The organism is Telluria sp. LT1R51-2 (assembly GCF_059685775.1).
In genome coordinates this window covers 2,272,056-2,283,606 of the sequence record NZ_JCASIM010000001.1, presented here as the reverse complement: position 1 = coordinate 2,283,606, position 11,551 = coordinate 2,272,056, and the positions used below count along the sequence as shown (strand labels likewise).

Sequence of the window (11,551 nt, the reverse complement as noted above, 5' to 3'; positions counted from 1 at the left end):
GTGCGGGTTTTTGCTGTTCATTGCAATATCGCGGCCATTGTAAAGGCAATATTAGAAGGGGCAATCGAATACCGGACATTTGTGGGATCATGGTGCTTTCGCAACGCGGGATCGTACTTACATCGGGGGCGGACGTGGGCATTGAAGTCAATTTTGAAGGAAAGATCGCCATGGTCACCGGCGCATCGAGTGGCCTGGGTGCGCGTTTCGCCAAGGCCCTGGCCGGCGCCGGCGCGCAGGTCGTGCTGGCATCGCGCCGCGTCGAGCGGCTCAAGGAGCTGCGTGCCGAGATCGAAGCCGACGGCGGCGCCGCGCACGTGGTGCGCCTCGACGTGACGGACCTCGGCAGCATCAAGGCGGCCATCGCCCATGCCGAGACCGAGGCGGGGCCGATCGATATCCTGATCAACAACTCGTCCGTATCAATGACCCAGCGCCTGATCGACGTGGGCGAGGATGACTACAACTACGTCATGGACACCAATTTGCGCGGCGCGTTCTTCGTGGCCCAGCAAACCGCCAAGCGCATGATCGCGCGCGCCAAGGGCGATCCGCGCAAGCAGCATCGCATCGTCAATATTGCTTCGGTGGCGGGCCTGCGGGTGCTGCCGCAGATTGGCGTGTACTGCATGAGCAAGGCCGGTGTGGTGCAGATGACCAAGGCGATGGCGGTGGAGTGGGGCAAGTACGGCATCAACGTCAATGCCATCTGTCCCGGCTACATTGCCACCGATGCGAACGAAGATTATTTCGAGACTGAGCAGGGCCGCAAACTCGTCGAGATGTTGCCGCGCAAGCGCGCCGGCCGGCCCGAAGACCTCGACGGCCTGCTGTTGCTGCTGGCCGCCGAAGAAGCCCACTTCATCAACGGCGCCATCATCACGGCCGACGACGGCATGATGGCGCACTAACGCCAGGAACCACAGAATGAGTCGTGAGACTACCGCACCGATGCTGGTGCACACCATGCGCATGCCGATCCGCTGGGGCGATATGGACGCCATGGGGCACGTGAACAATACCAATTACTTCCGCTACATCGAGTCGGCCCGCATCGCCTGGCTCGAGCAGGTCGGCGGGCTGCCCGATTCGCGCGACCAGGGCCCCGTCATCGTCAACGCGTCGATGAACTTCCTCAAGCAGCTGACCTATCCGGGCGAGATCGAGGTGCGTACCTTCATTGCGCCGCCGGGGCGCTCGAGCATCGAGGTGTCGCACGAAATCCGTTTGCTGGACGCTGACGGCGCACCGGGCGAACTGCACGCCAATGGCATGGCCAAGGTGGTGTGGGTCGATTTCAAGGTGGGCAAGTCGGCCCCGTTGCCGGCTGCACTGCGCAGCGTCTTCCCGGCTGCGTGACCGCCGTGGTCTGTTTCGACCGCAACCGCCTCGCGCTGGACGACATCGTCGCCATCGCGCGCGGCGCGGCGCGCCCAAGGCTCTCGCCCGACCGGGCCTTTCGCGCTTTTATTCAGCGCGGCGCCGACTTCCTCGACCGGCTGTTGCTCGAAGACGGCGCGATCTATGGCGTGACCACCGGCTACGGTGATTCGTGCACGGTGCCGGTACCTTTGGTGCTCATGAACGAACTGCCGCACCACCTGTACACCTACCATGGCTGTGGCCTGGGCAGTTTTCTGAGCCCGGCCGAGACACGCGCCGTGATGGCGGCGCGCCTGGCGTCGCTGGCGAAAGGCTTTTCGGGCGTCAGCATCGGCCTGCTCGAGCAGATCGTGCGCCTGTTTGATGCCGACCTATTGCCGCTGATCCCCAGCGAAGGCTCGGTTGGCGCCAGCGGCGACTTGACCCCGCTGTCCTATCTCGCAGCGGTGCTGTGCGGTGAACGTGAAGTGCTGCGCTACGGCGTGCAGATGCCCGCTGCCGATGCGCTGCGCGAGGCCGGCATCGCGCCGCTGCGCCTGCGGCCGAAAGAAGGCCTGGCGATCATGAATGGCACCGCCGTCATGACGGGCCTGGCCTGCCTGGCCTGGGACCGCGCCGACTACCTGATGCGCCTGACCACGCGCATCACGGCGATGGCGTCGTTCGCGCTGGATGGCAATGCCCATCACTTCGACGAAACGCTGTTCTCGGTCAAGCCGCATGCGGGGATGCAGGACGTGGCCGCCTGGCTGCGCGCCGATCTGGCGTACACCGGCCAGCATGAGCGCAACGGCAAGCGCCTGCAAGACCGCTATTCGATCCGCTGCGCGCCGCATGTGATCGGCGTGCTGGCCGATGCGTTGCCGTTCTTTCGCACCACGGTCGAGAACGAACTCAATAGCGTCAACGACAATCCGATCATCGACGCCGAGGGCGAGCGCGTGCTGCATGGTGGGCACTTCTACGGCGGCCATATTGCGTTCGCAATGGACAGCATGAAGAATGCCGTCGCCAACCTGGCCGACCTGCTCGACCGGCAACTGGCGCTGCTGGTCGATCCGCGCTACAACGCCGGGCTGCCCGCCAACCTGTCGGGCATGGAGGGCGAGCGCGCTGCGATCAATCACGGCCTCAAGGCGCTGCAGATCAGCGCGTCGGCCTGGACGGCAGAAGCGCTCAAGCTGACGATGCCGGCATCGGTCTTTTCGCGCTCGACTGAATGCCACAACCAGGACAAAGTCAGCATGGGGACGATTGCCGCGCGCGACTGCCTGCGCGTGCTGGAACTGACCGAGCAAGTGGCCGCGGCGCTCCTGATCGCTGTGCGCCAGGGCGTGTGGCTGCGCTGCAGGCTCGAGCCGGAGCGGGCCTTGCCAGCGCCGCTGGCGCAGATGCTGGCGCAGTTGGGGCAGGACATTGCACCGGTGCGTGAAGACCGTCGGCTCGATGGGGATTTGCGCCTGCTGCTGGAGCGCATGCGCGAACAGCACTGGCACCTGTACCGGTAATCGCGCGAAGGTGCGTCGGGGCTTTGATTACTCGTCAGCCCGCACCCACCAGCTTGTGCACCAGCTCCACCGACGTCGATGCTGCAAACTTGCGCATCAGGCTGGCGCGGTGCATTTCGACCGTGCGCGGACTGAGGTCGGTTTCGCGCGCGATGATCTTGCTGGTCTTGCCCTCGACCAGCAGCGCGGCGATCTCGCGCTCGCGCGGCGTCAGCTGCGCCGTCACCGGGCGCTTCTCGCTGACATCCTCGAAGATCCAGACCCCGGCGCCCAGGGGCTCGAGCGGGGACAGCGCACGGCCCGTCACGTGACACCAGAACAGCTCGCCGTTGGCGCGGCGCATGATGCGCTCGTCCGAGTAACGCCCCTTCGCGTTCATGATGGGGATGATGCGGTCGCCCGTGCGCAGAAATTCGTCCATGGTCGGATACAGCACCGAGAACGACGAGCCGGTCAGGTGGCCGGCCGGATGGCCGAACATCGCCGCCAGCGCGCCGTTGCAGGCCTCTATCACCCGGTCGCGCGAGATGCACATGCCCACTGGCGCGTGCTGGAAAATCATCTCGTAGTCAATCGTGTGCGGCAGGTTCATGTGAGGCGGATCAGGGCGTTGTTCGTTGGCGTGCAGGTGGCGCGGCATGGCGGTAGTTCTACGGTATTGTGCACGGGCTGCCGGTATTTTATGCTGAGACGGGTTCTCAAACTTATAAAAGGGACAGGTATGAATAAAGTGTATCCAGACGCGCGCTCGGCACTTGAAGGCGTCGTGCAGGACGGCCAGACCATCGCCGTGGGCGGGTTTGGCCTGTGCGGTATTCCGGAAGCCCTGATCGCGGCACTGCGCGACTCGGGTGTCAAGCAACTCACCGCCATCTCCAACAACGCGGGTGTCGATGGCTTCGGCCTGGGCCAGTTGCTCGAGACACGCCAGATCAAGAAAATGATCGCGTCGTACGTCGGCGAAAACAAGGAATTCGCGCGCCAGTTCCTGGCCGGCGAACTCGAACTCGAATTCACGCCGCAAGGCACGCTGGCCGAGAAGCTGCGCGCTGGCGGCGCCGGCATCCCGGCCTTCTTCACCAAGACCGGCTACGGCACCATCGTCGCCGAGGGCAAGGAAACGCGCGAATTCAACGGCGAGCATTATGTGATGGAGCATGCGCTGTTCCCCGATGTGTCGCTGGTCAAGGCCTATATGGCCGACCGCTCGGGCAACCTCGTGTTTCGCAAGACGGCCCGCAACTTCAACCCGAACGTGGCCACGGCAGGCAAGATCTGCATCGTCGAAGTCGAGAAGCTGGTCGAAGTTGGCGAGATCGATCCCGACCACGTGCATACCCCGGGCATATTTGTGCACCGCATCGTCCACAACCCGTCGCCCGAGAAGCGCATCGAGCAGCGCACCGTGAGCAACTAAGCGCACTTACCCGACGACAGAAACGGAGACAACAACATGGCATGGACTCGTGATGAAATGGCCGCCCGCGCGGCGCTGGAGCTGCAGGACGGCTTCTACGTGAACTTGGGTATTGGCTTGCCGACCCTGGTGGCAAACTATGTACCGAAGGATATCGAGGTCTCGCTGCAGTCCGAAAACGGCCTGCTGGGCATCGGCCCATTCCCGACCGACGATGCGGTCGACGCCGACCTGATCAACGCCGGCAAGCAGACCGTGACGGCGCTGCCTGGCTCGGCCTACTTCAGCTCGGCCGATTCGTTCGGCATGATCCGCGGCGGCAAAATCAACCTGGCGATCCTGGGCGCGATGCAGGTGTCGGAAGAAGGCGACCTGGCCAACTGGATGATTCCGGGGAAAATGGTCAAGGGCATGGGCGGCGCGATGGACCTGGTGGCCGGCGTCAAGCGCGTGGTCGTGGTGATGGAGCATGTCGCCACCGCCAAGGATGGTTCCACCAGCCACAAGCTGCTGAAAAAGTGCGATCTGCCATTGACCGGGGTCGGCGTGGTCGACCGCATCATCACCGACCTGGGCGTGCTTGATGTAACGGCCACCGGCTTGAAGCTGGTCGAGCTGGCGCCCGGCGTCGGCGTGGCTGAGATTGTCGCAGCGACCGGTTGCGAGCTCGATACCTCGGCTGTCTGAAACGCAACGGCCAAGAAACGAAGGGCGCCGCAGGTCGGCGCCCTTGTCATTCTGCGCCTATGGCAGCGTCCACACGTACTGTACCGGCGCCCAGGCCGCTACCGGCTTGCCCTTGGCCAGCGCCGGCTTGAAGGTGCACAACGCCAGGGCGGCTCGCGCCGCCTCGTCAAGCGACGCGTCGCCGCTCGACTTGTACAGACGGGTATTTTGCACCTTGCCGTCGGGCCCGATCAGCAAGCCGATGGTCGAGGTGCCTTCGATCTTGTTTGCCAGCGCCTGCGGCGGGTAGACCGGCCGGCTGCACGATGTGGTGTCAGGCCCGGCTTTCGTGGCCGGCACAGCCGTCAATTCCGTGGGGGCGGGCGGCGTCTGCGCGCAGCCGCCAAGCACGCCCATCACGCTCAGGGCAGCGATCGATGTACGGGTAAGTTTCCACATGGCGTGTCCTTAGCTCGTGGTCCAGACATACTTTACTTCGGTCCACTGTTCCTTCGGGGCGCCATTCACTGTCCCCGGCTGGAAGCTACATTTGGCAATCGCAGCGCGCGCTGTCTCGTCGAGCGATCCATTGCCGCTGGTCTGGCGCACCACCGCTTCGCGCACTTTGCCATCGGCCTTCACCAGCATGCCGAGCGTCACCGTTCCCTCGACCTTGGCCGCCAGCGCATCGGCCGGGTACACAGGTTTTGCGCACGAATTGAATTTCGCGACCGGCGACGTCGTGTCGTTGTCGGGCATCGCGGCGAACGGATTGACCGGCGCCGTGCTCGTGCAGCCGGCCAGGGCCGCCAGGGCCAGGCCGAGCACCGGAAGCGCGGCTTTCCAGTTCAGCGCCTGCGTGTCGGGACGAACGAGTTGTTTGATGCGTTGCATGAGATTGCCTCCATTGGCCGCCTGGGCCAGATGCTGGGTTGAGAACTGGTGTCGTTCCAGTTCGGATAGCGCAAGAGCCAGGCGCCGCGGTTCGCCCAGTTGTCTTGCTGCGATGGTGTCGGCAACCAGTTCCCGTTCGGCGCGGATGCGTCCCGAGATCCACCAGATTGCCGGGTGATAAAACAGCAGCGCCTCGACCACGTTCTGCAGCAGGTTGACGAGGTAGTCGTGACGCCGGATATGGGCCAGTTCATGCGCCAGCAACGCTTCCAGCAAGTGGGGCGGCATACCGGACACGAGCGACGCCGGCACCAGTACCACGGGCCGCCACCAGCCAAAGGTGACCGGGCTGGCCAGTCCCGCGACGATGCGCAGCCGCACCGTGCGTGCAATACCGGCCGCCTGCGCCATCCGGTCGAGCCGTACCTGCCAGGCCGGGTCGCTTGCCTCGACCGCCGCTGCGCGGTGCAGCCACAGCAACCCTGCGATCATCCGCAATGCGAGCACGACAGCGCAGACGCCCCAGGTGCCGACGATCCAGCCGAGACTGCGTTCGAACGCGGCGCGCCAGCTGTCGTCGAGCGGACCCGCCAGCAGGCCGCTGGCAAAGCTTGCCATCGGCTGCGCCGCCAGATCCTGCGTACCGGCCAGGCGCGCCGCCAGTTCGGCAGCCGGCCAGAGCAGGCACAGCAACAGCCCGGTGCAGGCGACTGCATACCGGTGCTCGGCGCGCGCATTGCGCAGCAAGCTCATGGCCAGCGCCACGGCGCAGCCGATCAGCGCGCCTTGCCAGATGAATTCGACCAGCGTCCAGCCGATGCTGGCGACCAGGTAGGTGGCGGTCATTGGCCGTCCCCGTCCCTCAACAGCTGCTCGATCTCGGCCCGTTCCTTCTTCGAGATGCCGCTCTTGAGCGCGGCCAGCACCAGCGCCTTGGCCGAGCCGGCAAACGCCCGCTGCATCAGGTCGTTCAGTAAATTGCCCTGCAGCGCATCGCGCGCGTGGAGCGGGCTATAGACGTGCGAGCGTTCGCTTTCGTCCCGCGCCAGCAAGCCTTTGGCGTGCATGACCTGCATCAGCCGCAGCACCGTCGCGTAGGTCACGTCGGGCCGCTGCGGCAGCATCGCTTCGTGAACCTGCTTGGCAGTGGCGGCGCCTAGCGGCCACAGCACTTGCAACAGATCGAGCTCGGCGGGCGTGGGCTTGGGCGCGTCAGGGGAGAGCGGCATGACATCCTCGGATAGGCAAGATGAAGCTAGATTATCTTGTCTAGATCGAGTTGTCTACGAAGATTTGTGCTTCCTGTGGCAAGAGGGGTTCACGTTTTCCCTGAGCGGCACATCGTCTCGATCGTGTCGAGCACGACCCTGGCGCGAAACGGCTTGAGGATCACGCGGCTGATCCGGCGCTCGCGCAGGTCGCTCAACAGTTCGGGTGTGGCCGTCTCGGTCATGATCGCGATCGACAGCGCCTGTTTGTTGGCAGCCGCATCGGCGCGCAGGCGGTCGATCAGGCCCAGGTCGTAGCGGCTGTCCTTGCCGCTGCCCACGCAGTCGACGGCGATGACGGCGCCCTGGAAGGTGCGCACGCTCAGCAGGCGCAGAGCGGCCGCGTTTGTTGCCGCTTCATGGACCTGGCCCAGGTTCAGGCTGCGCGCCGTCATCGCGACGGTACGGCGCAGCATGGGTTCCGGTTCGACCAGGAGAATGTTCTTGGTTGCGTCAGGCATCGGCCACCTCACTGATATTGCGCAGTTCCATCACGACCAGATCGCGCAGCGTGCGCAGGATGCCCAGTTCCATCGCGTCCAGCGTGCGTGGCTTGCGGTCGATCAGGCACAGGGTGCCCAGGCTCAGGTTTGAGGGCAAGGTCAGTGGCGCGCCGGCATAGAAGCGGATGTGCGGCGCGCCGGTAACGAGAGGGTTGTCGGCAAAGCGCGGGTCGAGCAGCGTGTCGCCCACGACCAGGATGTCCTGCTCGAGGATTGCATGGGAGCACAGCGAGATGTCGCGGCCGGTTTCGCACAGCTCGGTGCCGGTGCGGGCCTTGAACCATTGGCGGTCGGTGTCGACCAGCGTGATGGTGACGATCGGCACGTCGAACTCGGTAGCGGCAAAGGCCACGATCCGGTCGAAGCGCTCCTCGGCGGGTGTGTCGAGGAGCAGCAGGTCGTACAGGGCGGCCAGGCGCGCGGCTTCGTTGTCGGGGGTAGCGGCAATCAGCATCGTGGAGGCACCGGCGCTGCCGGTCGTCAGTCGGGATGTTCTGAATATACCAGACACAATCAAGCAGCCCCGGCACGATCGGGCGCGCCAAAAAAAAGCCGCACCCCGAAGGGTGCGGCTTTCATGGAACAGCAAGCGCAGACGATTACGCCGCGTTGCGCACTGCCGCCATGGTGTTCTGGTCTTCGACGATCACGCGGCCATGCAGGACATCGTCCATGCGCTTGACGTCGAGTTCGTTTTCCCATTTCGACACGACGACCGTGGCCACACCGTTACCGATGAAGTTGGTCAGCGCGCGCGCTTCGCTCATGAAGCGGTCGATGCCCAGGATCAGCGCCATGCCGGCCACCGGAATCGTCGGCACCACCGCCAGCGTTGCGGCCAGCGTGATGAAGCCGGCGCCGGTGATGCCCGACGCGCCTTTCGAGGTCAGCATCGCCACCAGCAGGATGGTCAGTTCCTGGGTCAGCGTCAGGTCGGTATTGGTTGCTTGCGCCACGAACAGGGCCGCCATCGTCATGTAGATATTGGTGCCGTCCAGGTTGAACGAGTAACCGGTTGGGACCACCAGGCCGACGACCGGCTTGGCGCAGCCCAGGCTTTCCAGCTTGCGCATCAGGCTTGGCAGGGCGCTTTCCGACGACGACGTACCCAGCACGATCAGCAGTTCTTCCTTGATGTAGCGGATGAACTTGAAGATCGAGAAGCCGGTGAAGCGGGCGATTGCGCCCAGCACGATGAAGATGAACAGCGCGCAGGTCAGGTAGAACGAGCCCATCAGCTTGGCCAGTGGCAGCAGCGACGCGATGCCGTACTTGCCGATCGTGAACGCCATCGCGCCGAATGCGCCCAGCGGAGCGACCTTCATGATGATGTTGACGATGCCGAAGATCACGTGCGAGACATCATCGATGAGTTTGGTCACCGGACGGCCACGCTCGCCCATCATCGACAGCGCGAAACCGAACAGGATGGCGACCAGCAGCACTTGCAGGATGTTACCGGTAGCAAACGCATCCACGAACGTGGTCGGGATGATGTGCATGATGAACTCGGTCGTGGTCTGGGCATGCGCATTGGTCGTGTATTGCGCAATCGAGCTCGAATCGAGGTGGGCCGGATCGACGTTGAATCCGGCGCCGGGTTTGGCGACGTTGGCCACGACCAGGCCGATGGCCAGGGCGAAGGTCGAGACGACTTCGAAGTACAGCAGTGCCTTGCCGCCGACGCGGCCGATCTTCTTCATGTCCTGCATGCCGGCGATACCGGCGACGACGGTACAGAAGATCACAGGGGCGATGATCATCTTGATCAGTTTGATGAAGCCGTCTCCCAAAGGCTTCATCGCGGTACCTACCTCTGGGTAAAAGACGCCCAGCAACACGCCAAGAACAATGGCGAACAATACCTGGACGTACAGGATTTTATAAAACGGCTTCTTCATGGCAACTCTTCAACGAGGTTGGTAGTGATGCCATGGTGGCGCAATCGCACGGTGCACGCTATTGTGGAAATCCGCATGCTGCACCGCAGCAGTGCAGCGTGGAAATTTTCGCACCTGGAGTGTGCGCGGCTGGGCAACAAGCCCGGCCGCGACGGGAGAATGGTTACTGAGCAGCCCAGCCGCCGTCCATATTCCAGGCCACGCCGCGCACCTGGTTTGCCGCCGGGCTGCAGAAGAACACGGCCAGCGCGCCCAGTTCGTCGGGCGTGACGAATTCGCCGGACGGCTGCTTCTCGAGCAGCAGCGCCTTGCGCGCGGCGTCGTTGTCGATGCCTTCGCGCGCGGCGCGGTCATCCACCTGTTTCTGGACCAGTGGCGTGAGCACGAAGCCGGGGCAGATCGCATTGCACGTCACGCCCGTCTGCGCCGTTTCCAGCGCAGTAACCTTGGTCAGGCCGACCAGCCCGTGCTTGGCCGCGACATACGCCGACTTCTGGCTCGAGCCCACGAGGCCATGCACCGAGGCCAGGTTGATGATGCGGCCCCAGTTCTTTTGCTTCATGCCGGGCAAGGCCAGGCGCGTCGTGTGGAAGGCCGAGCTCAGGTTGATGGCGATGATCGCGTCCCAGCGCTCAGGCGGAAAATCCTCGAGCGCGGCCACGTGCTGGATGCCGGCATTGTTGACCAGGATGTCGACGCCGCCGAACTTGTCGCTGGCATACTGCATCAGCGCGGCGATCTCGTCGGGCTTGGACATGTCGGCATTGTGGTATGCCGTCTGCACGCCGAATTCGGCGCCGATATCGGTGTAGAGCTTTTCGATCTGCTGCGCGTCGCCGAAGCCGTTGAACACGATATTGGCCCCCTGTTCGGCCAGCGAGCGTGCGATGCCCAGGCCGATGCCCGATGTCGATCCGGTGACGAGAGCCGTTTTACCGTTTAGCATGGTCGATGTCATTGTGTCCTCATGGGTAAATGCCCGTTGGCGAGCGTATGGGGGGAACTCCCTCAGAATTGGTAGAATTCTAACCGTAACGCCATCCGCGCGCGAAAGCCGCCAGGCGCCTTTCATACTTTTCTTATTCCGGAGTCGCGATGTCCGAGCCCAGATTCAAGAGCGTCCAGTGCATGTCGCCTGCCGGGTTGCACCGTGTCGCCTACAAGGAATGGGGTGCGGCGGACAATCCGAAGGTGCTCGTGTGCGTGCACGGCGTGACCCGCGTCGGGGATGATTTTGACGATATGGCGCAGGCGCTGTGCGATACCTGGCGCGTCGTGTGCCCGGATATCGTCGGGCGCGGGCGCTCTGACCGGCTGCGCGATCCGGCCGGCTACCAGGTGTCGCAGTACGTGGCCGACATGGTCACGCTGATTGCACGCGTCACGGCGAGCACTGAGAGCGAGGATGTCGCCTGGTTCGGCACCTCGATGGGCGGCCTGATCGGCATGTCGCTCGCGGCCCTCGAAGGCTCGCCGATCTCGCGGCTCGTGATCAACGATATCGGCCCGGCACTGGGCGGCGAGGCGCTGCAGCGCATCGGCGAGTATATCGGCCAGGACGTGCGCTTTCCGAGCTTTGCCGCTGGCGCCGACTACATCAAGTCTGTCTCGGCCACGTTCGGGCCGCATGCCGACGCCGAGTGGCACAAGCTGGCCAGCGATGTGCTGCGCCAGGACGCTGACGGCCAGTGGCGCCGTCACTACGACCTGAATCTGGCGCAGCCGTTTCGCAGCATGACGGTCGAACGCGCGGCCGAGGACGAAGCGGCGCTGTGGGCAGCCTGGGATGCGATTACGTGCCCCACGCTGCTGGTGCGCGGCGAAGAGTCCGACCTGCTCGCGCGCGCGACGGCGCAGCAGATGACGACCCGCGGGCCGCATGCGCGCCTGGTCGAACTCCCCGGCGTCGGCCATGCGCCGACGTTCGTGCACGCCGACCAGATCGCCATTGTCCGCACATTTTTAACCGGCACGGGATCATGACGATCCGGCCTGAATCAACCTTTATCGA

14 protein-coding genes are annotated in these 11,551 nt (G+C 64.1%); 6 read left to right on the top strand and 8 right to left on the bottom strand.

What is annotated here, in order from left to right; translation table 11 throughout:
- Nucleotides 1–89 precede the first annotated feature (89 nt).
- Genes AC56LH_RS09970 through AC56LH_RS09960 form a run of 3 tightly spaced genes read left to right on the top strand, consistent with a single transcriptional unit; the run spans nucleotide 90 to nucleotide 2,891 of the window.
- Nucleotides 90–911, top strand: coding sequence for an SDR family oxidoreductase (locus tag AC56LH_RS09970; RefSeq protein WP_499645791.1), 822 nt, complete (start codon nucleotides 90–92; stop codon nucleotides 909–911).
- Between the two features lie 16 nt (nucleotides 912–927).
- The gene (locus tag AC56LH_RS09965) at nucleotides 928–1,359 is read left to right on the top strand and encodes an acyl-CoA thioesterase (protein ID WP_499645790.1); all 432 of its coding nucleotides are present in this window, start codon (nucleotides 928–930) and stop codon (nucleotides 1,357–1,359) included.
- A gap of 5 nt (nucleotides 1,360–1,364) precedes the next feature.
- On the top strand, nucleotides 1,365–2,891 hold the full coding sequence (locus AC56LH_RS09960; RefSeq protein WP_499645789.1) for an HAL/PAL/TAL family ammonia-lyase: 1,527 nt from the start codon (nucleotides 1,365–1,367) through the stop codon (nucleotides 2,889–2,891).
- Nucleotides 2,892–2,925: 34 nt separating this feature from the next.
- On the opposite strand, the gene AC56LH_RS09955 is transcribed toward AC56LH_RS09960, so the two are convergent.
- Nucleotides 2,926–3,483 (bottom strand): PAS and helix-turn-helix domain-containing protein, encoded by a 558-nt coding sequence (locus AC56LH_RS09955; protein WP_258835094.1) that lies wholly within the window; start codon nucleotides 3,481–3,483, stop codon nucleotides 2,926–2,928.
- Nucleotides 3,484–3,612: 129 nt separating this feature from the next.
- On the opposite strand from AC56LH_RS09955, the gene AC56LH_RS09950 reads away from it, so the two are divergent.
- Together AC56LH_RS09950 and AC56LH_RS09945 are read left to right on the top strand one after the other, a co-directional pair.
- Nucleotides 3,613–4,308 carry a CoA transferase subunit A gene (locus AC56LH_RS09950; RefSeq protein ID WP_499645788.1) on the top strand — a complete coding sequence of 232 codons (696 nt, stop codon included), beginning with the start codon at nucleotides 3,613–3,615 and terminating at the stop codon, nucleotides 4,306–4,308.
- Nucleotides 4,309–4,344: 36 nt separating this feature from the next.
- Nucleotides 4,345–4,995, top strand: a complete 651-nt coding sequence (locus AC56LH_RS09945) for a 3-oxoacid CoA-transferase subunit B (RefSeq protein ID WP_499645787.1) — start codon at nucleotides 4,345–4,347, stop codon at nucleotides 4,993–4,995.
- A gap of 57 nt (nucleotides 4,996–5,052) precedes the next feature.
- Here AC56LH_RS09945 and AC56LH_RS09940 read toward each other — a convergent pair whose 3' ends face one another.
- The 7 genes from AC56LH_RS09940 to AC56LH_RS09910 form a co-directional block, all read right to left on the bottom strand.
- Nucleotides 5,053–5,433 carry an energy transducer TonB gene (locus AC56LH_RS09940; protein ID WP_499645786.1) on the bottom strand — a complete coding sequence of 127 codons (381 nt, stop codon included), beginning with the start codon at nucleotides 5,431–5,433 and terminating at the stop codon, nucleotides 5,053–5,055.
- A gap of 9 nt (nucleotides 5,434–5,442) precedes the next feature.
- Nucleotides 5,443–6,714 (bottom strand): M56 family metallopeptidase, encoded by a 1,272-nt coding sequence (locus tag AC56LH_RS09935; protein WP_499645785.1) that lies wholly within the window; start codon nucleotides 6,712–6,714, stop codon nucleotides 5,443–5,445.
- Entirely contained in the window at nucleotides 6,711–7,097 is a 387-nt protein-coding gene (locus AC56LH_RS09930) for a BlaI/MecI/CopY family transcriptional regulator (RefSeq protein WP_499645784.1), read from the bottom strand. Before AC56LH_RS09930 ends, AC56LH_RS09935 begins: the two co-directional genes overlap by 4 nt.
- A gap of 89 nt (nucleotides 7,098–7,186) precedes the next feature.
- Entirely contained in the window at nucleotides 7,187–7,597 is a 411-nt protein-coding gene (locus tag AC56LH_RS09925) for a response regulator (RefSeq protein ID WP_499645783.1), read from the bottom strand.
- Nucleotides 7,590–8,093 carry a GAF domain-containing protein gene (locus tag AC56LH_RS09920; RefSeq protein ID WP_499645782.1) on the bottom strand — a complete coding sequence of 168 codons (504 nt, stop codon included), beginning with the start codon at nucleotides 8,091–8,093 and terminating at the stop codon, nucleotides 7,590–7,592. Before AC56LH_RS09920 ends, AC56LH_RS09925 begins: the two co-directional genes overlap by 8 nt.
- Before the next feature lie 145 nt (nucleotides 8,094–8,238).
- On the bottom strand, nucleotides 8,239–9,540 hold the full coding sequence (locus tag AC56LH_RS09915; protein ID WP_499645781.1) for a dicarboxylate/amino acid:cation symporter: 1,302 nt from the start codon (nucleotides 9,538–9,540) through the stop codon (nucleotides 8,239–8,241).
- A gap of 163 nt (nucleotides 9,541–9,703) precedes the next feature.
- The gene (locus tag AC56LH_RS09910; RefSeq protein WP_499645780.1) at nucleotides 9,704–10,486 is read right to left on the bottom strand and encodes a 3-hydroxybutyrate dehydrogenase; all 783 of its coding nucleotides are present in this window, start codon (nucleotides 10,484–10,486) and stop codon (nucleotides 9,704–9,706) included.
- Between the two features lie 149 nt (nucleotides 10,487–10,635).
- Here AC56LH_RS09910 and AC56LH_RS09905 point away from each other — a divergent pair, with 149 nt between their 5' ends.
- Nucleotides 10,636–11,523, top strand: coding sequence for an alpha/beta fold hydrolase (locus AC56LH_RS09905; protein ID WP_499645779.1), 888 nt, complete (start codon nucleotides 10,636–10,638; stop codon nucleotides 11,521–11,523).
- The last annotated feature ends 28 nt before the right edge of the window (nucleotides 11,524–11,551 follow it).